The sequence below is a fragment of the Caulobacter sp. ALps2 genome, from assembly GCF_058681635.1.
This window is the reverse complement of record NZ_CM178743.1, coordinates 1,545,795-1,566,598: the sequence shown is the minus strand read 5'-3', so window position 1 is coordinate 1,566,598 and position 20,804 is coordinate 1,545,795. Positions and strand designations below refer to the sequence as shown.

Annotated in this window: 21 protein-coding genes; 8 read left to right on the top strand and 13 right to left on the bottom strand. The window is 66.7% G+C overall.

All coding sequences use genetic code 11. From position 1 onward, the window contains the following. Window positions 1-26: 26 nt before the first annotated feature. Window positions 27-713: a response regulator transcription factor gene (locus tag ACW173_RS07415; protein WP_252635320.1), complete on the bottom strand. Its 687-nt coding sequence runs from the start codon at window positions 711-713 to the stop codon at window positions 27-29. Between the two features lie 131 nt (window positions 714-844). Between ACW173_RS07415 and ACW173_RS07410 the strand changes: the two genes are divergently transcribed. Then, entirely contained in the window at window positions 845-1,351 is a 507-nt protein-coding gene (locus ACW173_RS07410) for a L,D-transpeptidase family protein (RefSeq protein ID WP_492084268.1), read from the top strand. Here the strand turns inward: ACW173_RS07410 and ACW173_RS07405 are convergent. Further along, window positions 1,348-2,001 carry a YggS family pyridoxal phosphate-dependent enzyme gene (locus ACW173_RS07405; protein ID WP_492084266.1) on the bottom strand — a complete coding sequence of 218 codons (654 nt, stop codon included), beginning with the start codon at window positions 1,999-2,001 and terminating at the stop codon, window positions 1,348-1,350. The genes ACW173_RS07410 and ACW173_RS07405 overlap by 4 nt on opposite strands. 14 nt (window positions 2,002-2,015) lie before the next feature. On the opposite strand from ACW173_RS07405, the gene ACW173_RS07400 reads away from it, so the two are divergent. After that, entirely contained in the window at window positions 2,016-2,639 is a 624-nt protein-coding gene (locus tag ACW173_RS07400; RefSeq protein WP_492084265.1) for a thiamine phosphate synthase, read from the top strand. A 1-nt stretch (window position 2,640) separates the two neighbouring features. Here ACW173_RS07400 and ACW173_RS07395 read toward each other — a convergent pair whose 3' ends face one another. Further along, window positions 2,641-3,051 (bottom strand): NtrZ family periplasmic regulatory protein, encoded by a 411-nt coding sequence (locus tag ACW173_RS07395; protein ID WP_492084263.1) that lies wholly within the window; start codon window positions 3,049-3,051, stop codon window positions 2,641-2,643. Between the two features lie 252 nt (window positions 3,052-3,303). Between ACW173_RS07395 and ACW173_RS07390 the strand changes: the two genes are divergently transcribed. The 4 genes from ACW173_RS07390 to holA all read left to right on the top strand — a co-directional run bounded on the left by ACW173_RS07390 (window position 3,304) and on the right by holA (window position 8,112). Then, window positions 3,304-3,828, top strand: coding sequence for a DUF3576 domain-containing protein (locus ACW173_RS07390; RefSeq protein WP_492084262.1), 525 nt, complete (start codon window positions 3,304-3,306; stop codon window positions 3,826-3,828). Window positions 3,829-3,963: 135 nt separating this feature from the next. Beyond that, complete coding sequence (gene leuS, locus ACW173_RS07385) at window positions 3,964-6,549, top strand: leucine--tRNA ligase (RefSeq protein ID WP_492084261.1); 2,586 nt, start codon at window positions 3,964-3,966, stop codon at window positions 6,547-6,549. 5 nt (window positions 6,550-6,554) lie between these two features. Beyond that, window positions 6,555-7,055 carry an LPS assembly lipoprotein LptE gene (gene lptE / locus ACW173_RS07380; RefSeq protein ID WP_492084260.1) on the top strand — a complete coding sequence of 167 codons (501 nt, stop codon included), beginning with the start codon at window positions 6,555-6,557 and terminating at the stop codon, window positions 7,053-7,055. A gap of 4 nt (window positions 7,056-7,059) precedes the next feature. Beyond that, entirely contained in the window at window positions 7,060-8,112 is a 1,053-nt protein-coding gene (gene holA / locus ACW173_RS07375; protein WP_492084259.1) for a DNA polymerase III subunit delta, read from the top strand. A 376-nt stretch (window positions 8,113-8,488) separates the two neighbouring features. Here the strand turns inward: holA and ACW173_RS07370 are convergent, their stop codons facing one another. From ACW173_RS07370 to ACW173_RS07345, 6 genes are all read right to left on the bottom strand, one after another. Continuing rightward, entirely contained in the window at window positions 8,489-9,400 is a 912-nt protein-coding gene (locus ACW173_RS07370; RefSeq protein ID WP_492084257.1) for a ParB/RepB/Spo0J family partition protein, read from the bottom strand. A 53-nt stretch (window positions 9,401-9,453) separates the two neighbouring features. Then, window positions 9,454-10,257 carry a ParA family protein gene (locus tag ACW173_RS07365; protein ID WP_492084256.1) on the bottom strand — a complete coding sequence of 268 codons (804 nt, stop codon included), beginning with the start codon at window positions 10,255-10,257 and terminating at the stop codon, window positions 9,454-9,456. Continuing rightward, a complete protein-coding gene (rsmG, locus tag ACW173_RS07360) occupies window positions 10,247-10,897 on the bottom strand; it encodes a 16S rRNA (guanine(527)-N(7))-methyltransferase RsmG (protein WP_492084255.1) in 651 nt (216 codons plus the stop codon). Before rsmG ends, ACW173_RS07365 begins: the two co-directional genes overlap by 11 nt. Beyond that, window positions 10,887-12,743 carry a tRNA uridine-5-carboxymethylaminomethyl(34) synthesis enzyme MnmG gene (mnmG, locus tag ACW173_RS07355; RefSeq protein ID WP_492084253.1) on the bottom strand — a complete coding sequence of 619 codons (1,857 nt, stop codon included), beginning with the start codon at window positions 12,741-12,743 and terminating at the stop codon, window positions 10,887-10,889. The genes rsmG and mnmG overlap by 11 nt, the downstream gene beginning before the upstream one ends. 168 nt (window positions 12,744-12,911) lie before the next feature. Beyond that, complete coding sequence (gene mnmE / locus ACW173_RS07350) at window positions 12,912-14,252, bottom strand: tRNA uridine-5-carboxymethylaminomethyl(34) synthesis GTPase MnmE (RefSeq protein WP_492084251.1); 1,341 nt, start codon at window positions 14,250-14,252, stop codon at window positions 12,912-12,914. 4 nt (window positions 14,253-14,256) lie between these two features. Beyond that, window positions 14,257-14,502, bottom strand: coding sequence for a DUF6489 family protein (locus ACW173_RS07345; RefSeq protein ID WP_492084249.1), 246 nt, complete (start codon window positions 14,500-14,502; stop codon window positions 14,257-14,259). A 126-nt stretch (window positions 14,503-14,628) separates the two neighbouring features. Here ACW173_RS07345 and ACW173_RS07340 point away from each other — a divergent pair, with 126 nt between their 5' ends. Both ACW173_RS07340 and ACW173_RS07335 read left to right on the top strand, forming a co-directional pair. After that, the gene (locus ACW173_RS07340) at window positions 14,629-15,324 is read left to right on the top strand and encodes a dienelactone hydrolase family protein (RefSeq protein ID WP_492084248.1); all 696 of its coding nucleotides are present in this window, start codon (window positions 14,629-14,631) and stop codon (window positions 15,322-15,324) included. Then, window positions 15,324-16,289 carry a quinone oxidoreductase family protein gene (locus tag ACW173_RS07335; protein WP_492084246.1) on the top strand — a complete coding sequence of 322 codons (966 nt, stop codon included), beginning with the start codon at window positions 15,324-15,326 and terminating at the stop codon, window positions 16,287-16,289. The genes ACW173_RS07340 and ACW173_RS07335 overlap by 1 nt, the downstream gene beginning before the upstream one ends. An 87-nt stretch (window positions 16,290-16,376) precedes the next feature. On the opposite strand, the gene rho is transcribed toward ACW173_RS07335, so the two are convergent. The 4 genes from rho to hemE form a co-directional block, all read right to left on the bottom strand. Continuing rightward, entirely contained in the window at window positions 16,377-17,807 is a 1,431-nt protein-coding gene (rho, locus tag ACW173_RS07330; RefSeq protein ID WP_492084245.1) for a transcription termination factor Rho, read from the bottom strand. Between the two features lie 271 nt (window positions 17,808-18,078). Further along, the gene (locus tag ACW173_RS07325) at window positions 18,079-18,546 is read right to left on the bottom strand and encodes a CopD family protein (RefSeq protein ID WP_492084244.1); all 468 of its coding nucleotides are present in this window, start codon (window positions 18,544-18,546) and stop codon (window positions 18,079-18,081) included. Further along, a complete protein-coding gene (hemH, locus tag ACW173_RS07320) occupies window positions 18,543-19,574 on the bottom strand; it encodes a ferrochelatase (RefSeq protein WP_492084243.1) in 1,032 nt (343 codons plus the stop codon). Before hemH ends, ACW173_RS07325 begins: the two co-directional genes overlap by 4 nt. Beyond that, window positions 19,571-20,614: a uroporphyrinogen decarboxylase gene (gene hemE / locus ACW173_RS07315; RefSeq protein ID WP_492084241.1), complete on the bottom strand. Its 1,044-nt coding sequence runs from the start codon at window positions 20,612-20,614 to the stop codon at window positions 19,571-19,573. The genes hemH and hemE overlap by 4 nt, the downstream gene beginning before the upstream one ends. Between the last annotated feature and the right edge of the window lie 190 nt (window positions 20,615-20,804).

Sequence of the window (20,804 nt, the reverse complement as noted above, 5' to 3'; positions counted from 1 at the left end):
GGTCATCGCTGACCGGGCCTTTTTCGTTACGGCTGCAGGCGATACCCGCCCATCTCGGTGATCAGGATCCGCGCCACGGCGGGATCCGGCTCGATCTTCTGGCGCAGGCGATAGACATGGGTTTCCAGCGTGTGGGTGGTGACGCCGGCGTTGTAGCCCCACACCTCGGTCAGCAGCTCCTCGCGCGACACGGGCTTGGAGCCGGCGCGGTAGAGGTACTTGAGGATGTTGGTTTCCTTTTCCGTCAGCCGCACCTTCTTCTGCTTCTCGTCGACCAGAAGCTTGGCCGACGGACGGAACTCGTACGGGCCGATGCGGAAGAGGGCGTCTTCCGAAGCCTCGTAGCTGCGTAGCTGGGCGCGGATGCGGGCCAGCAGCACGCCGAAGCGGAAGGGCTTGGTGACATAGTCGTTGGCGCCGGACTCCAGGCCCAGGATCGTGTCGCTGTCGCTGGCCGCGGCCGTCAGCATGATCACCGGGGCGGTGACCCCGTTCTTGCGCATCAGGCGGCAGGCCTCGCGGCCGTCCATGTCGGGCAGATCGACGTCCAGCAGGATCAGGTCGGGCTTGATCTCGCGCGACACCCGCACACCCTCGCCGGCGGTCGAGGCCTCGGCGACCGCGAACTCCTCGTGGAGGGCCAGTTGCTCGGCGAGAGCGCCGCGCAGGTCGTCGTCGTCGTCGATCAGCAGAAGGGTCTTGCGTTGCGCCATAAGGCGAAACATGCACCGCTGCGGCCCCTCGGGACAACCCCGAGCGGAGCTTTAAGCTTGATAGCCGAAGGTGGTAGCCGGTTTCGGCGGCTATCGAGCGCCAACAAGGAAGTCCGAGGAGTCGACCGTCGATGCTGTTTCGAGCCCATGCCGATGGCCGTTTCGAGCTGGACGGACGGATCCTACGTTGCGCGATCGGCAAGGCCGGCGTCATCGCCGGCGCCGACAAGCGCGAGGGCGACAACAAAAGCCCGCTGGGAACCTGGACGATGCGCGAAGTCTGGCACCGTCCCGACGTCTATCCCGAAGGCCCGAACACCGCCCTGCCCGTTCGCGCCACGCGGCCGGAAGACGGTTGGTGCGACGCGCCGGGCGATCCGAACTACAACCGCCCCATCACCCTGCCCTACCCGGCCAGCGCCGAGCGGATGTGGCGTGACGACGCCGTCTACGACCTGGTCGTGATCCTGGGCCACAACGATGATCCGCCCGTGCCAGGCCTGGGTTCGGCGATCTTCATGCACCTGGCGCGGGACGGTTATCCGGGCACCGAGGGCTGCGTGGCGCTGGAGCGGGCGGACCTCGAGGCGGTGCTGGCCGCCGCCAAGCCCGGCGACGCGGTCGAGATCGTCGCCTAACCGTAGGCGCGGCCGCCAAAGATAGCCGACCCCACCCGCACCGAGGTCGCGCCTTCGGCGATCGCGATCTCGAAATCGTCGCTCATGCCCATGGAGAGCTTTTCGACCCCGTTGCGCTCGGCGATGGCGCGCAAGGCCGCGAAATGCGGCGCGGGGTCCTGGTCGACGGGCGGGATGCACATCAGTCCCTCGATACCCAGGCCATAGGTCGCGCGGCAGGCGGCGATGAAGGCGTCGGCCTCGGCGGGCGCGATCCCCGCCTTCTGGTCTTCCTCGCCGATATTGACCTGGACATAGAGGCGCGGCGCCTTGCCGGCCCGCTGGATCTCCTCGGCCAGCACGCGGGCCAGCTTTTCACGGTCGAGCGTCTCGATGACGTCGAAGAAGGCCGTGGCTTCGCGGGCCTTGTTGGTCTGCAATGGGCCGATCAGGCGCAGCTCCAAACCCTCGCGGCGCTGACCCCAGCGCTCCATCGCCTCCTGGACGCGGTTCTCGCCGAACACTTTCTGTCCCGCATCCAGCACGGGCGCGATATGCTCCCAAGGCTGGGTCTTGGACACCGCCACCAGCGTCACCGAGCCGGCGGGCCGTCCGGCCCGGATCTCGGCGGCGGCGATGCGATCATGGATCGTGGCAAGAGCGTGCGACATCGGGGGGTGTGGCCTTGGACGGAAACGTGAGCGAACTGGAAGTCCTGTCTAGTGCGGCGACGGCCTTCCCGCCAAGGACCGCGCGGGGACGGACCCTGCCGGGTCTGCTGTTCTTCACCGATCCGGCGCGGGTTTCGAACCCCGAGGCCGTTGCCGAGCGCTTGCCGCCCGGGGCCGGGATCGTTTTCCGGGCCTTCGGGGCCGAGGACGCGGTCGACCAGGGCCGGCGCCTGCGAGCCATCGCCGACGCGCGGGGCCTGTTGCTGCTGGCCGGGGCCCATACCAGCCTGGCCGAGGGCATCGGGGCCGACGGCGTGCACATGCCCGAGGCCCGCGTCGCCGAGCTTCCCCGCCTGCGGGCCGAACATGCTCGTTGGCTGATCACCGTCGCGGCCCATGACGTGGTCGCCGTCCAGGCCGGGCAACGCGCCGGGGCCGACGCGCTCGTCGTCTCGCCGGTGTTCGCCAGCAACAGCCCTTCGGCGGGGGAGCCGCTGGGGATCGAGGGCTTGAAGGGTCTGGTCGCGGCGACGGCCCTGCCCGTCTACGCCCTGGGCGGGGTGCGGGCGCGTACGGTCACGCAGCTGATCGGCAGCGGAATCGTCGGGATCGCGGCGGTCGAAGCGCTCGCCGGCTAAATCAGAACTTGAAAGCGGTTTCCAGGCGGACGCGGGGCGCGGCTTCCGGCTGTTGAGCCTTGCGGGCGGCGAGAGCCGGATTGGATTCGCCCAGGCTGACCGCGCCACCGACGCGGATCGACGGGGTCACCTTGAAATACGCTCCGGCCTGGACGTCCTGCATTTCCATTTCGCGGCTGGACGGTTGGTCCAGATCCAGCTTCACGCCCCAACGCCCCTTCTTGGCGTCCCAACGCAGCGAGCGCTTGTCGTCCTGCGGATATTGGACGCCGGCGGCGGCGCTGGTGAAGTCGTTCTTGACCGAGAAATCGGGCGCGACGGCATGCGGCTTGGCCTGGGCGAACGCCGTCGCCGCCGATCCGGTGAGGATCAGCGCGGCTGCACCCGCCAAGAAGAAACGCTTCGCGACCATCGCTACTCGCCGCCTATACAGTGTCCCCACTCGTTCCATATAGGATCGAGCCCCTAAGATTTCGATTAAAGGCTTGGCTGGAACGCGGTCAACGGGAGTTTGGTCGCACTTAGGGCTGAATTGAACGATTCAATCGACTCCTGTGTCGATGAGGTCACGCGATTCCTGTTTTGAGGCGGCGTAGCCATGCTATAGACCGGCTCCCGGCCGCGGGGGCGCGCCAGGATAGCGCGAAGTCGCATCGGCGAGACATTGGAGCGAGGTACTATGGCGTTTGAGCGTGGGTCTGTGATGCGCGGCGTCGCCGCGGGCGTCCTGGCTCTGTCAATGCTGGGCATGACCGCATGCGCGAGCAACAAGCCCAAGACGTTTTCCACGCAAAGCGACGAGCCGGGCCTCAACCCGTTCAAGCGCTTCGGCGGCGGCGGCAAGGCTCCGGCCAGCGAAGCCGGGATCGGCGTCAATGGCTATCTGTGGCGCGCGAGCCTGGACACCCTGGCCTTCATGCCGCTGGCCTCGGCCGACCCGTTTGGCGGCGTGATCGTCACCGACTGGTACGTGAACCCGGAAACCCCGGCCGAGCGTTTCAAGGCCACGGTCTACATCCTGGACACCCGACTGCGCGCCGACGGCCTGAACGTCACGGTGTTCAAGCAGTCCAAGGACATAAACGGCGCCTGGGTCGACGCTCCGGTCGCCGACCAGACCGCCACCGACATCGAGAACGCGATCCTGACCCGCGCGCGTCAGCTTCGGCTTTCGAACATCAAGAACTAAGGCGCTCACGGGTCCTCTTCCGAGCGAAGGGGACCCTGACTTCCTATTTCTCTGCGCGCTCCGGCCGCGAAACCGCTTAACTTGTCGCGGACGCGCCTTCGGGGCGCGTTCCTGCATCCAAGACCCTGGTTTCCGATGGCCCGCTACAATCCCAAAGACACCGAGCCCAAGTGGCGTGAAGCCTGGGCGAAGGCCGACGTCTTCAAGACCGGCGAGATCAACGACGGCCGTCCGAAATACTACGTGCTCGAGATGTTCCCGTATCCGTCGGGCCGCATCCACATGGGCCACGTCCGCAACTACGCCATGGGCGACGTGGTGGCCCGCTACAAGCGCGCCCAGGGTTTCAACGTCCTGCACCCGATGGGCTGGGACGCCTTCGGCATGCCCGCCGAGAACGCGGCCATGGAACGCGGCGTCCACCCCAAGGGCTGGACCTACGACAACATCGCCGCCATGCGCGAGCAGCTGAAGTCGCTGGGCATCTCGGTCGACTGGTCGCGCGAGTTCGCCACCTGCGACCCGGAATATTACGGCAAGCAGCAGGCCTGGTTCCTGCGCCTGTTGAAGCGCGGCCTGGTCTATCGCAAGGAAGCCTCGGTCAACTGGGACCCGGTCGACATGACCGTCCTGGCCAACGAGCAGGTCATCGACGGCAAGGGCTGGCGCTCGGGCGCGACGGTCGAGAAGCGCAAGCTGACCCAGTGGTTCCTGCGGATTACGGACTACGCCGACGACCTGATCGAGGGCCTGAAGACCCTGGACCGCTGGCCCGACAAGGTTCGCCTGATGCAGGAGAACTGGATCGGCCGCTCCAAGGGCCTGCGCTTCAAGTTCCAGTTTGATGGCGAGGCTCCCGACGGCATGGCCGACGGGCTGGAGGTTTACACCACCCGTCCCGACACCCTGTTCGGCGCCAGCTTCGTCGGCGTCGCGCCCGAGCACCCTCTGGCCGAGCGCCTGGGCGTCGAGAACCCCGAGGTCCAACGGTTCATCGCCGACTGCCGCAAGGGCGGCACCTCGGAAGCCGAGATCGAGAGCGCCGAAAAGCTGGGTTACGACACCGGCCTGCGGGTGCGGCACCCGCTCGACCCGTCGATCACCCTGCCCGTCTGGATCGCCAACTTCATCCTGATGGACTACGGCACGGGCGCGATCTTCGCCTGCCCGGCCCACGACCAGCGCGACCTGGACTTCGCCCGCAAGTACGACCTGCCGGTTAAGCCGGTGGTGCTGCCCAATGGCGAGGACGCCGCGACCTTCCAGGTCGGTAAGGAGGCCTATGTCGGCCCCGGCAAGATCTACAATTCGGAATTCCTGGACGGTCTGGACATCGAGGCCGCCAAGGCCGAGGCCGTGGCGCGCATCGAGGCGGCCGGCCAGGGCGAAGGCGCGACCGTCTATCGCCTGCGCGACTGGGGCGTCTCGCGTCAGCGCTACTGGGGTTGTCCGATCCCGGTGATCCACTGCCAGAGCTGCGGCGTCGTGCCGGTCCCCGAGGACCAACTGCCGGTCGCCTTGCCCGAGGATGTGACCTTCGACAAGCCGGGCAACCCCCTGCTGCGTCACCCGACCTGGCGCCACACCACCTGCCCGTCGTGCGGCGGCCGCGCCGAGCGCGAGACCGACACGCTGGATACGTTCATCGATAGCAGCTGGTACTTCGCCCGCTTCACCGACACCCATGCGGCCGAGCCGGTCGGCAAGGAGGCCGCCGACTATTGGCTGGCCGTCGACCAGTATATCGGCGGCGTCGAGCACGCGATCCTGCACCTGCTGTACGCCCGCTTCATCACGAGAGCCCTGAAGGACGAGAATCTGCTGTCGGTCGAGGAGCCGTTCGCGGGTCTGTTCACCCAGGGCATGGTCACCCACGAAGCCTACAAGAACGAGGCCGGCGAATGGGTCGAGCCGTCGGATGTGGTGATCACCGCCGAGGGCAATACCCGCTTGGCCAAGCACGCCAAGACTGGGGCGCCGATCATCATCGGCGACATCGAGAAGATGTCGAAGTCCAAGAAAAACGTCGTCGCGCCCGAGGACATCTTCGAGGCCTACGGTGTCGACTCGGCGCGCTTGTTCGTGATGAGCGACAGCCCGCCCGAGCGCGACGTCCAGTGGACCAATTCCGGCGTCGAGGGCAGCTGGCGCTTCACCCACCGTCTGTGGAACGAGTTCGACGGCCAGCCGACCGGCGACTTCGCCCATGACGACAGCGACGAAGCCGCCCTGGCCCTGCGCAAGTCGGCCCACAAGCTGATCGGCTTCGTCACCGACAGCATCGAGGGCTTCCGCTTCAACAGCGGCGTGGCGCGCCTGTACGAGTTCCTGAACGCCCTGAAGGCCGCGCCGGCCGAAGGCGCGTCCAACGCCGTGCTGGCCGCGCGCGCCGAGGCCCTGAACATCCTGGCCCGCCTGGTCTCGCCCTTCACCCCGCACCTGGCCGAGGAAGCCTGGGCCCGGATCGGCGGCGAAGGCATGGTCGTGAACGCGCCCTGGCCCAAGGCCGACCCGGCCCTGGCCGCGGACGACGAGCGCGTCCTGCCGATCCAGATCAACGGCAAGCGTCGTGGCGAGATCAAGGTCAAGGCCGGCGCGGCCGAGGCCGAGGTCGAGAAAATCGCTCTGGCGGATCCCAACGTCATGGCCCACCTTGAGGGCGTCACGGTCCGCAAGGTGATCGTGGTCAAGGACCGTATCGTCAACATCGTGGCCAACTGAGACCGATGAAACGCACCCTCGCAGCTGGCGCGATCGCGCTCTCGACCCTTGCGCTCTCGGCCTGCGCCGGCTTCACGCCCCTGTATGGCCGTCCCGGCGTCGAGGGCGGGCTTTCCAGCATCGAGACGGTCGCATCGGAAGGCCGTGGCGGCTATCTGCTGCGCGAGCAGCTGGACGACGCCCTGGCCCACCGCGCCGGCGACCCGGCTGCTTACAAGCTGCTGTTTTCGGTCAACGAGCAGCGCTTCGCCCGCGGTGTCCGCCTGGACAATACGGCCAACCGCTACGAGCTGAAGATGAGCGTCACCTGGCGTCTGCTGGACGCCAGGACCAGCACGGAGGCCCATAAGGGCGTCACCGAGGTCTCGGTGACCTACGACTCGGCCGACCAGCCGTATGCCGCCATCGCGGCCCAGAACGACGGTCAGGAGCGCGCGGCCGCCGAGGTGGCGCGCAAGATCCAGCTGAACCTCGCCACCTGGCTGGCGGGCCGGAAGCCGGCTTAAAGGCATGATCCTCTCCAAGCGTCCGGACGTCGAACGCTTCCTGAGGGAGCCGACCCCGGACATCCGGGCCGTGGTGATCTACGGCAAGGATCGGGGCGTGGTGCGCGATCGCGCCAACGCCCTGGCCAAGCGCGTGGTCGAGCGCCCGGACGATCCCTTCGATACCGCCATGCTGACCGACGGCGACCTGGACGCCGATCCCGCCAAGCTAGAAGACGAGCTGTCGGCCATGTCGCTGATGGGCGGCCGGCGTCTGGTGCGCCTGCGCCTGGGCGGCGAGAAGGCCGGGCCCGACAAGCAGGCCTCCGAGGCCCTGACCCGCCATGTCGAGGGCCAACTGAACCCCGACGCCTTCTTCCTGGTCGAGGCCGGGGCGCTCGACCGCAACTCCCTGCTGCGCAAGGTCGGCGAGAAGGCCAATGGCTGCGCCGTCATCCCCTGCTACGAAGATGAGGCCGGCGACTTGGCCCGCCTCGCGCGCGACACCCTGGCCAATGACAAGGTGGGGCTGAACAGTGAGGCCCTCGACCTCTTCGTCTCGCGCCTGCCCAAGGAACGCGGCGTGGCCCGCGCCGAGATCGAACGTTTGGCCCTGTTCCTCGGTCCAGGCAGCGGGGTCACCGCCACCGCCGCCGACCTGACGGACTTTCTGGGCGTCGAGCCCGAGGCCTCGCTCAGCGACGCCGCCGCCGACGCGTTCGGGGGCCGAGCCGGTCTGGCCCAGACCGCTCTGCGCCGCGCGGCCGCCGAGGGCGAAGGCGGGCCGGCGGCCGTCCGGGCCATCAGCTACTATCTGAACCGCCTGAGGCGCGTTCTGACGCTGCACAAGAACGGCGTCGACCTGCAGGCCGCCGCGAAGGCGTCCGGTGTGTTCTGGAAACAGGAGCGCGAGTTTCTACGCCAGGCGCGCGCCTGGAACCTGGAAGCGATCCTGGAGATCCAGGGCGAGGTGCTGGCCGCCGACCGCGCCTGCAAGACCTCCGGCTCGCCCGACCAGCTGATCTCCGAACGCCTGGCGCTGATGATCGCCGGCCGGGCGCGGCGGTTGGGGCTGTAGCTTTTAAATCCGTCTCCCCGGCGAAAGCCGGGGCCCAGATGGAAGAACGCTGGGATGGGTTCTATGAGCTCCGAGTCCTTCCAATCATCTCAAACGCATTGAGATCTGGGTCCCGGCTTTCGCCGGGAAAATCGGATAGGAAAATCACCCAAAAATAGCGCCTTTGCGCGCCTGTGGACGGTTCCGAGGAAAGCCTTACGGCACAAGGGTTTGGAGTCTAATCGGACTCAAACCGCCCTCCTCTCACGAAAACGGCGCCTCCCGGAGTACGGAAAGGCGCCGCTTCGCGCGCGACAGAGGCGATTTTCGGAGGGCTTTTTCAGGCCCAGAATCCGAGCATCCACACGTATTTTGCGTGCGTCTGATCAGACCGAGGTCAAACCCCTCGGCTCAGCCGGTTGCAGAGGTCGTCCAGCTGCTCGAGCGTCGCATAGCTGATGGTCAGGGCGCCGCCCGCTCCGCGATGCTCGATCGAGACGTCCAGGCCCAGGACCGACGACAGATCGGCCTCGAGGGCCTGGGTGTCGGTGTCCTTCACGCGCGGCGGACGGCCGCCCTTGTTCTTGGACGGCGTCGCGGTCGGCGCCTTGCGGGCCAGGGCCTCGGTCTCGCGGACCGACAGGCCGCCCTCGATGATCTGCTTGGCCAGGGCGACCGGGTCGGCCGCGGCGGCGATGGCGCGGGCATGACCGGCCGACAGCTCGCCGCTGACCAGGTACGACTGCACCTCGTCGGGTAGGGCCAGCAGGCGCATCGTGTTGGCGACGTGGCTACGGCTCTTGCCGATGGTCTGGGCGATGTTCTCCTGGGTGCGCTCGAACTTCTCCATCAGCACTTTGTAGGAGAGCGCTTCTTCCAGGATGTTCAGGTCGGCGCGCTGAACATTCTCGATGATGCCGATCTCCAGCACCGCCAGGTCGTCCAGCTCACGCACCATGATCGGCACCGTGCGCAGGCCGGCGCGCTGGGCGGCGCGCCAGCGGCGTTCGCCGGCGACGATCTGGTATTCCCCGGGCGAGCCGGGCGCGGGACGCACCAGAATCGGCTGCAGGACGCCCTTCTCGCGGATCGAGTTGGACAGATCCTCCAGCTCATCCTCGCGGAAGGTGCGGCGCGGCTGGTCGGGGTTGCGCTTCAGGATCTCGATCGGCGCTTCGCGCGAGCCGGCGCCGCTGTCGCCCGGAGCCTGGGCCGGGGCGGCCTCGACCTCGCCCAGCAGCGCGGACAGACCACGACCCAGCCCACGACGCCCTTCGGAACCACCAGCCTCAGCCACCACAGACTCCATTCTTCTTCTCAAACTTCAGATCGATAATCGGAACTAGGACTAGGCGGTCAGCCCTAGGCCGCTTGGGCCTGCCGGACACGTTCGCGGCTGATCACCTCGCGGGCCAGCTTCAAGTAGGCCTGGCTACCGGCGCACTTCAGGTCATACAGCAGTACGGGCTTACCGAACGACGGCGCCTCCGAGACGCGGACATTCCGCGGGATGACCGCGTCATAGACCTTGTCGCCGAAGTGCTCGCGCACGTCCTTGGCCACCTGTTCGGACAGGCTGTTGCGGCGGTCGTACATGGTCAGCACCACGCCCTGGATCTCCAGGCGCGGGTTCAGGCTGCCCCGGACACGCTCGATGGTGCGCATCAGCTGGGTCAGACCTTCCAGGGCGAAGAACTCGCACTGCAGGGGCACGAACACCGCGTCGGCGGCGGTCATGGCGTTGACCGTCAGCACGTTCAGCGACGGCGGGCAGTCGATCAGCACATAGGTGTAGGGGCCGTTGGCGCGGATCGTCTCCAGCGCGTCGCGCAGACGGTACGACCGGCGCGCGGTCTGGCCCAGCTCGATCTCGATGCCCGACAGGTCGGCGTCGGCCGGGATGACGTCCAGGCCCGGAAGCTCACTCTTCACGGCGGCGTCGATGATCGGCGACTCGCCCATCAGCACGTCATACAGCGTCGTGCGGCGCTGAGTGCGGCCGATGCCCAGCCCCGTGGAACAGTTGCCCTGCGGGTCGGAATCGATCAGCAGCACACGCTCGCCACAGGCGGCGAGCGCCGTGCCCAGGTTGATGGCGGTCGTGGTCTTGCCCACCCCGCCCTTCTGGTTGGCGATGGCGAGGACGCGGAGAGGATTAGCGGGCACGGGAAAGCCTCTTCACTTGAACGATCCGACCCCGAGGGTCGCTTTGACTAGGTCGTAGTTCGCTGGCGAATTTCCAAGCGCTAGAAGCCTCGGAAAGCTCGGCCGCGACATCCTGCCCCTTGAGAAACAGGCCCAGCGCGCCACGGTGCAGATAGGGCTCGGCGAAGCCCAGAAGTTTGGTCATCGGCGCGCAAGCTCGCGCGGTGACGACATCGACCTTCAGCTTCAGCTCTTCGGCGCGGACATTGTGAATCTCGACCGGCAGGTCGAGATCCTTGGCGACCACCTCCAGGAAGCGGCAGCGCTTGGCCATCGACTCGACCAGATGAACCTTGGCCTCGGCCCTACCCTTCAGCAGTATGGCCAGCACGACGCCGGGCAACCCGGCGCCAGCCCCCAGGTCGGCCCAAGTCAGGGCCTCCGGCGCCATCGGCATCAGTTGCGAACTGTCCAGAGCGTGGCGGGTCCAGTAGGTGTCGATGGTCAGCGGCCCGACCAAGTTCATCACCTGGTTCCATTCCGCCAGCAGATCCTGGAAGCGCGTCAGGTCCGCCATCTGGGCGTCGGACGCGCCGGTAAGGGCTTGGTAACCAGCCGCGTCCAGCACCGGCGCTTCAGCCAAAACACTGTCAGGCTGCACGGCCGCGCCTCACGTGAGCGAGCAATGCGGTCAATGCGCCGGGGGTCACGCCCTCGATGCGGGCCGCCTGGCCCAAGGTTAGCGGCCGGACGCGCGCCAGCTTCTCGCGCACCTCGTTCGACAGGCTACCGATGTCGGCATAGTCCAGATCGCCGGGCAAACGCAGATCCTCGTCCTTGCGCAGCGACTCGGCGTCGGCGCGTTGGCGATCCAGATAGCCGGCATAGGCGGCCTCGATCTCGATCTGCTCGCGGACGTCGGTGTTCCACGTGAAAACCTCGGGCCAGAGGCGGCCCAGGTCGTCGATCGAGACATCCGGATAGGCCAGCATGGCGAACACGTCGCGGCGGACCCCGTCGCTATTGACCTTGAACCCGGCCTTCACGGCCTCGTTCGGGGTCAGGCTGACCGAGCGGGCGAAGGCGCGGGCGGCTTCGAGCCGCGCCTTCTTTTCGGCCCAGGCCGAGGCGCGGCGCTCGCCGACGACACCCAGCGCGATGCCGCGATCGGTCAGGCGTTGGTCGGCGTTGTCGGCGCGCAGGGTCAGGCGGAACTCGGCCCGACTGGTGAACATGCGATACGGCTCGGTGACGCCCCGGGTGACCAGGTCGTCGATCATCACGCCGATATAGGCCTCGTCGCGAGCGAAGACGGCGGGCTCCCCGCCCCGCGCCGCCAGGGCCGCGTTCAGGCCGGCGACCAGCCCTTGCGCCCCCGCCTCTTCATAGCCCGTGGTGCCGTTGATCTGGCCGGCCAGGTACAGCCCCGGCAGGCGCTTGGTCTCCAGCGTGGCGTACAGCTCGCGCGGATCGACATAGTCGTATTCGATCGCATAGCCGTAGCGGATCACCTCGACCTTCTCGAGGCCGGGGATCGTGCGCAGAAACAGCAGCTGGGTCTCTTCCGAGACCGACGTGGAAATGCCGTTCGGATAGACCGTGTCATCGTCCAGGCCTTCCGGCTCCAGGAAGATCTGGTGGCTAGTCTTGTCGGCGAAACGAACGACCTTGTCCTCGATCGACGGGCAATAACGCGGACCGATCCCCGTGGCGCGACCGCCATAGACCAAGGACTCGCTGAGGCGCTCGGCGATGATCTTGTGGGTCGCTTCGGTGGTGAAGGTGACTCCGCAGGCGATCTGCGGGACGTCGATCTTGTCGTTCAGATACGAGAATGGAACCGGCGTGTCGTCGGCCGCCTGACTGTCCAGCTGATCCCACGCGATGGTCTTGCCATCCAGGCGCGCGGGCGTGCCGGTCTTCAGGCGGCCCATTTGGAAGTTCAGGCCATAGAGGCGATCCGATAGGCCGATCGACGGCTGGTCGCCGACGCGGCCGGCTGGGGTCCGGGTCTCGCCCAGGTGGATCACGCCCTTCAGGAAGGTGCCGGTCGTGAGGATTACACGTGAAGCGCGGTAGGTCCGCCCTTCCCCGTCGACAGCGCCCGCCACCCGCCCGTCCTCGACGATCAGGTCCTCCGCGGCGCCGGCGATGATGTCGAGATTCGGCGTCGCGGCCAGTTCGGCCTGCATCGCTTCGCGATAGAGTTTGCGGTCGATCTGGGCGCGCGGGCCACGAACGGCCGGGCCCTTGGAACGGTTCAGCATCCGGAACTGGATGCCGGCCTTGTCGGCCATCCGGCCCATCACCCCATCCAGGGCGTCGATCTCGCGGACCAGATGGCCCTTGCCCAGGCCACCGATGGCTGGGTTGCACGACATCTCGCCGATGGTGTCGAGTTTATGGGTCAGCAGAAGGGTGCGCGCACCCGCGCGCGCGGAGGCGGCCGCCGCCTCGCAGCCGGCGTGACCGCCGCCGATGACAATAACATCCCAGGTGTTGGACAACGAACTCGCCTCAATGCGAACGCCCCCGAACGTGCGGGGGCGCTGGACTCGACCTATACGCCAATCAGGCGAGCGGGTCGATGCGACTCCCTGGCGTTTCACGTGAAACGCCACCGTCACAGCTGTGAACCCGCTGTGGATAATATAGGGGACGTTTCACGTGGAACATCACTTGCCGATGCAGAAGGTCGAAAACACCCGGCCAAGCACGTCCTCCGGGTCGACCCGGCCGGTGATCTTTTCCAGCGCCCGGGCGGCCAGACGGACATCCTCGGCGGCGAGCTCCACTTCCAGGCCGACTTCCGATAGGGCGCGGGCCAGATAGCCTCGCGCCTCGCGCAAACGCTCCGCGTGGCGCAGACGGGTCGCCGCCGGAAACTCCGCGCCCGACAGAGCGCCAGCCACATGCTCCGCCAAGGCCGCGCGCACCGCGTCGACGGCCTCGCCCGAGCGCGCCGAAAGACGAACGACCTTGAGCCCCTGCCCCGCCCATTTCCGCTCGGCTTCAACCAATGCCGAAGTCTCGGCGATGTCGGCTTTGTTCAGCATCAGCCAATCGCCGGGCCGGATCGCCTCCTCAAGCTTCACTGTATGTTTCACGTGAAACCCATCGACGACCCAAAGCCTTAGGTCAGCATCTTCAGCCCAGGCCCGCGCCCTCCGGACACCCTCGGCTTCGATGGCGTCGGCCGTTTCCCGGATGCCCGCCGTGTCGGCGACCAGCACCTTGTAACCGCCGAGCACCAATGGAACCTCGATGACGTCCCGGGTCGTGCCCGGCGTGTCGGTGACGATGGCCGCGTCGCGCTCGACCAGGCCATTCAGCAAGGTGCTCTTGCCGGCGTTGGGCGCGCCGACCAGAGCGATGCGGAAACCGTCCCGCACCCGGCGTCCACGGGAAACATCGGCCAGGGCCGCGTCGAGTTCGGCGCTCAAGGTCCGCAGTCCAGGACGGGCGCGTTCGGCCACCTCCTCCGGCAAGTCCTCGTCGGGGAAATCGACGGCCGCTTCCAGCATGGCCAGCGACTGGACCAACAGGTCGCGCCAGCGATCGTAGCGTTGGCTAAGCGCGCCACCGACCTGCCCAAGCGCCTGCCGACGCTGCGCCTCGGTCTCGGCGTCGATCAGATCGGCGACACCTTCGGCCTGGGCCAGATCCAGCTTGCCGTTCTCGAAAGCACGGCGGGTGAACTCGCCCGGCTCGGCCAGACGCAGGCCAAGATCGACTAGCGCCGACAGCAGCGCCTCGACGACGGCCCGGCCCCCGTGCACGTGAAACTCGGCGCTGTCTTCACCCGTATAGCTGGCCGGTCCCTGGAACCGCAGGACCAGGGCCTCGTCCAGTTCGACGCCTTGGTGGCGGAGCTTACGCAAAGCCGCCAGACGCGGTTTTGGCGGGTTTCCCGTGAGGGCCTCGACGACCGACAGGGTCGCCGGACCCGAGACGCGCACCACGGCCACCGCCGCTCGCCCGGCCGCGGTGGCCAGGGCGAAGATCGTATCCGTCATCGGGTCAGTCGCGCTTGCCGACCGCCGCGCCGGCCGCCGCCGTCATCAGCTTGCGGAACTGCTCCTGGGCGCCCGTACCGAACGCCATCCAGTTCTTCATCAGCTCCTCGGGCGCCAGCATGGCCATGTTGGCGTCCATGCGATTCTGCATTTCCTTGACCAGGTGCTCGTTCAAAGCGCTGACATCCGGAAGGCCTAGAAAGGCCCGGGCCTCGACGGGAGAGCAGTCGATCTCGATGGTCATCTTCATGTGGAGGTTCCCTTCGGTCAGGGCACGATATTGTTATGGGCCAAGCCGTGTCGGCGCAGGTTAGAGCGCTTTGGTCGAAAGTCACATTGGTCCCGTTTCCGGGACGCTGTAACGACGGAGTTCCCGATGAGTGAGACCCTCACGATAACCACGCCCGATGGCGACTTCTCGGCCTATGTGGCCCGGCCTCGGGCCGAGAGCGCGCCGGCCATCGTCGTGATCCAGGAGATCTTCGGCGTCAACAAGGTGATGCGCGACATCGCCGACGGCCTGGCCGCCCAGGGTTATGTCGCGATCGTGCCCGACCTGTTCTGGCGGATCGAGCCGGGCATCGACATCACCGATCAGTCCGAAGCCGAGTGGAAGCGGGCCTTCGAACTGTTCAACGCGTTCGACGTGGACGCCGGCGTTTCGGACATCGCCGCGACGGTCACCGCGGCCCGCGCCCTTTCCGGCGTCAACGGCAAGGTCGGGGCGGTCGGCTACTGCCTGGGCGGCCTGCTGGCCTTCCTGACCGCGACCCGCACCGACGTCGACGCCAGCGTCTCCTACTACGGCGTCGGCATCGAGAAGCACGTGAACGAGGCCGAGAAGCTGACCCATCCGCTGCTGATGCACGTCGCCGAGAAGGACCAGTTCGTTCCGCCGGAAGCCCGACAGCTGATCCTCTCGGCCCTGAAGGATCATCCGCAGATCGAGCTATATACCTATGCCGACCGCGACCACGCCTTCGCGCGCGAGGGCGGCGCGCACTATGACGCCGCCGACGCGGCCAAGGCCAATGGCCGCAGCCTGACCTTCTTCCAGAAGGTTCTGGCTTGATGCTGGCGATCCAAGCCGCTCGCACCGGCGGTCCCGAGGTGCTGGAGGCGGTCGAACTCGAGGTTCCCTCGCCCGCCGCCGGCCAGATCCTGGTCCGCCACCAGGCGGTCGGATTGAACTATATCGACACCTATCATCGCTCGGGCCTCTATCCGCTGAAGATGCCAACGGTGATCGGGCTGGAGGCGGCCGGGATCGTCGAGGCCGTCGGCGATGGCGTGACGCGGTTCCACGTGGGAGACCGCGTCGCCTACAACGGAACCATGGGCGCTTATGCCGAAGCGGCGCTCGTTCCGGCCGAGCGCGCGGTGAAGGTTCCTGACGGTGTCAGCCTGGAAATCGCCGCGGCGGTTCTGCTCAAGGGCATGACCGCCGAGTTTCTGGTCCGCCGCTGTTTCCACGTGAAACATGGCCATACCGTCCTGATCCATGCGGCCGCCGGCGGCGTCGGCCAGATCCTGGTGCAGTGGTGCAAGGCCCTGGGCGCGACGGTCATCGCCACCGCCGGCTCGGCCGCCAAGCTGGCCACCGCCCGCGAGCTGGGGGCCGATCACCTGATCGACTACAGCCATGAGGACGTCGCGGCGAAGGTCGGCGAGATCACCGGCGGCAAGGGCGTGGCCGTCGTTTATGACGGGGTCGGCAAGGACACCTGGGACGCCAGCTTCAAGAGCCTCGCCAAGCGCGGGGTTCTGGTCACCTTCGGCAACGCCTCGGGTCCGGTCCCGCCCTTCGCGCCGCTGGAGCTGTCGGGCAAGTCGTTGTTCGTCACCCGACCGCGCCTGTTCGACTACATCGCCACGACCGAGGAACTGGACGAGAGCGCCGAGGCCCTGTTCGCCGTCCTCGGCTCGGGCGCGGTGAAGATCGACATCGGCCAGACCTTCCCGCTGGCCCAAGCCCGCGCGGCGCACGAAGCCCTGGAGGGTCGCCGTACGACCGGCGCCACCTTGCTCATTCCGTAGGGCCGGTCACACCAGTCCGACCGACAACAAAAAAAGGCCCCGGGTAGAACCGGGGCCTTTCTCGTATCTCAGTGAGTCCGTTTGGACTCAGGTGTTCATCGACTGGAAGAAGTCGCCATTGGTCTTCGACTGGCGCAGCTTGTCGAGCAGGAACTCGATCGCGTCCGACGCCCCCATCGGATTGAGGATCCGGCGCAGAACATAGGTCTTCTGCAGCTGGTCGCGCGGCGTGATGAGCTCTTCCTTGCGGGTGCCCGACTTAAGCACGTCGATGGCCGGGAAGATGCGCTTGTCAGCCACCTTACGATCAAGAACGATTTCCGAGTTACCGGTGCCCTTGAACTCTTCGAAGATCACCTCGTCCATGCGGCTGCCGGTGTCGATCAGGGCCGTGGCGATGATCGAGAGCGAGCCGCCCTCCTCGACGTTACGCGCCGCGCCAAAGAAGCGCTTGGGGCGCTGCAGGGCGTTGGCGTCGACACCGCCGGTCAGCACCTTGCCCGACGACGGGACCGTGGTGTTGTAGGCGCGGCCCAGGCGGGTGACCGAGTCCAGCAGGATGACGACGTCGCGCTTGTGCTCGACCAGGCGCTTGGCCTTCTCGATGACCATCTCGGCCACCTGCACGTGACGGGTCGCCGGCTCGTCGAAGGTCGAGGCGATGACCTCGCCCTTCACCGTGCGCTGCATGTCGGTGACTTCTTCCGGGCGCTCGTCGATCAGCAGGACGATCAGGTAGCACTCGGGGTGGTTGGTCTCGATCGACTTGGCGATGTTCTGCAGCATGACGGTCTTACCCACGCGCGGCGGGGCGACGATCAGGCAGCGCTGGCCCTTGCCGAGCGGAGCGACGATGTCGATGACCCGGCCGGAACGATCCTTGATGGTCGGATCGGGCAGTTCCATGTGCAGGCGCTCTTCGGGATAGAGCGGCGTCAGATTGTCGAAGTGCACCTTGTGGCGCACGTTCTCGGGGCTCTCGAAATTGATCTTCGAGACGTTGGTCAGGGCGAAGTAGCGCTCGCCTTCACGCGGCGACCGGATCGCGCCATCGACGCTGTCGCCGGTGCGCAGGCCATACTTCCGGATCTGCGACGGCGAGACATAGATGTCGTCCGGGCCAGGCAGGTAGTTGGCTTCCGGCGAGCGCAGGAAGCCGAAGCCGTCCTGCAGCACTTCCATGGTGCCCGAACCCGAGATCTCCACGCCTTCCTCGGCGAGGGTCTTCAGGATCGCGAACATCATGTCCTGCTTGCGCATGGAGTTGGCGTTCTCGACCTCGAAGGTCTCGGCGAACGCCAGCAGATCGGCCGGGGATTTCTCCTTCAGCTCCTGCAGGGACATGGACTTCAGGCCCAGGGCCGCGACGGCTTCGGCGATGCCGGAACCGTCATCGTCGCCCTCGCCTTCCGCTTCTGTCGCGGCGTCGACACTGGCCTCGGCGGTCGTATCGATGACAGCCTCTTCGGTGGTCGCCTCTTCGGCGGCCGGGATTTCGTTTTCGGTTTCTTCGGTCATGACAAGACTCAAGAAGGGGCGCGGACCCCAAGACGGAGTCCGGCCGGCAAGACTTCGATGGTCACGCCGGTCCGCCCATCAGGACGGACCAGGCGAGCGCGTCGGTTGACGATGACGCGGATCGTTCGGGGGACGGACCTTGGAGCGGATCGCTCACGGGGCGCGCCAGGACGGGCGCCAGTCCGAAAAGAGGTCGAACCAACACTGCGTGTTGATCCTCCTGGGATGCAAACCACGCGGGAGGCGGCCGGTCAAGCGCCGGTCGCCCTGGCTAGTGGTTCAGAAATTTCGTGGTCACCGCGATGACGATGACGATCGCCAGCACGAACGGGATCTCGTTGGTGATCCGCCAGAACTTTTCCGAGCGGACATTCTCGCCACGCTCGAACTTTTTGCGCGAGGCCGACAGGAAGCCGTGCCAGCCATAGAGGCCGATCAGGGCGACCAGCTTGGTGATCATCCAGGGCTGAGCCAGAAAGCCCCAGCCGCGGATGGCGCTGTCGGCCAGGATCAAACCGAGGCCGAAGACCGCCGTGGCGATCGAGGCCGGATTGATGATCCCGCGCAGCAGCCGGCGCTCCATGACCGTGAAGGTCTGGTCCATCTCCGAACCCGGCGTGGCCTTGGTATGATAGACGAACAGGCGCGGCAGGTAGAGCATCCCGGCCATGAAGGCGATCACCGACAGGATGTGCAGACCGCGCACGACGTTGAAGTGCGCCACCAGGAAATCGATCATGCCGAGGCCACCTCTTTGCAAGGGCAGTTGAATTCCCCACAGCGCCAGCCGCTACCGGGGATGACACCACCAACCGCCAGCGCCCGCCCGACCATCCCGGTCAGGCCAGTGATGAATTCCGGCGTCGTGCCGAGAGCCGGCACACGAATATAGGGGGCGACCCCGACGTCTCGCGCCAGCTCGGCGTATTCGTGGTCCAGCTCGACCAGGGTCTCGACGTGCTCGGAGACGAAGGCGATCGGGGTGACGAGCACGCCCTTCCCCTCGGCGCCGGCCCGACGGATCTCGTCGTCGGTCGAGGGACCGATCCACTTCATCGGCCCGACCCGGCTCTGGTAGCAGACGGTCCAGTCCAGACCGGTCGGCAGCTTGGCGGCGACCGCCCCGGCCGTCGCCTCAACCTGCTTCTGGTAAGGATCCCCGGCCAGGATCACCTTCTCGGGCAAGCCGTGAGCCGAGAACAGCAGGCGCACGGTCGCCGGCGAACCGGCCTTCTCCCAGGTCTCGCGGATCAGCCGGGCGTGGGCCTCGACCAGGCGAGCCTCATCCGGATAACAGCACACCGTCGTCTGACGGCCCCGGCCCTTGTAGGTCTCGCGCCAAACCCGCAGCGACGAGGCCGTCGTCGTCGCCGAATATTGCGGATAGAGCGGCAGCAGCACGATCTCGTCCGGTGCGAAGGCCGCCACCCGCTTGGCCGTCTCGCCGGTCAGCGGGTTCCAGTAGCGCATGGCGATGAAGCACTTGGCCTCCACGCCCGGCAGCGCCTTGGCCAGCTCGGCCTCCAGCGCTCGCGCCTGTTTCTCCGTTTCAGGCAGCAGCGGCGAGCCGCCGCCCATGATCGCGTAATTGGCCTTGGCGGTCTTCTCGCGCGTCGTCGAGATCAGCGCCGCCAGCGGATAGCGCAACAGCGCCGGCAAGCCGATGATCGCCGGATCGCGGAACAGGTTGAACAGGAACGGCCGCACCGCGCGCGGACCATCTGGCCCGCCGAGATTGAACAGGACGACGGCGAGCTTGCGGCTCACTTCGCCACCTTCTGGCCGGTCACCCGCTCCAGCACCAGCTCGACATTGGCGATCGGCGTGTCGGGTAGAATCCCGTGTCCCAGATTGAAGATGTAGGGGCCCTGGTTCCACTGTTCCAGCAGTTGGTCCACGCGACGCAGCAGCTCGTCACCGCCGGCCCGCAGCAGCAGCGGGTCCAGCGCGCCCTGGATGGTCTTGGTCTTCTGGATCGATTGACCCAGCTTCGCCGACGCCGAGGTGTCCAGCGCCACGCCCTGCACCGGGACCTTGGCCGCGTAGTCCTCGACCAGCGTTCCGGCCCCGCGCGGGAAGCCGATGATCGGAACCGTCACGCCTCGGGCTCGCAGGCCCTCGATGATCTTGATATGCGGCTGCGTGACCAGGCGATCGAACAGCGGCTCCGACAGCCCCTCCGCCCAGCTCTCGAACAGTTTCAGGGCCTGAGCCCCCGCGTCGACCTGCATGGCCAGGTAGTCGACCGTCGACTCGACCAGCACCTGGATCAGCGCGTCCAGCTTTTCGGGGTTCTGGTAGGCATAGGTCCGCGCGCCGCTGCGATCGCTGGAGCCGCCTTCGATCATGTAGGTCGCCACGGTCCAGGGCGCGCCGGCGAAGCCGATCAGGGCCTTGGACGGATCGAGCGCCGAGCGAACCCGGGTCAGCGTCTCCCCGACGAGCTTGAGGGCTTCACCCGCATTCCCGGCCTTGTCGGCCATGGACTCGATCGACGGCATCTCGCCCAGCTTCGGGCCTTCGCCGGCTTCGAACCAGACCTTCTGGCCCAGGGCTCCCGGGATCAGCAGGATATCGGCGAACACGATCGAGGCGTCGTACGGAAACCGCCGCATCGGCTGCAGGGTGACTTCGGCCGCCTTCTCGGGATCGAAGCAGAAGCTGATGAAGTCCGGCGCCGTCGCTCGCACCGCGCGATACTCGGGCAGGTACCGACCCGCTTGACGCATGAACCAGATTGGCGGGTTCGCGTGCTTTTCGCCGGCGAGCGTTGAGAGAAATTTAGGAGTCTGGGTGGGAGACGTCATGGCTCGGGTTAAAGCCCGGTCCTCGCTTGGGCTCAAGCCCGTAAGACCCCTAAGACCCTCCTATCATTTCTTAATAAGAAATTAAGATTGAAAGAGGGTGTTGAAGGGCAACTGCATAGTGGGGAAAACGCCTGCCAGGCGAGTGACTCGCACAGCCTGTCCGCCCTTGCCCCCAGGCCTTCCCACATGT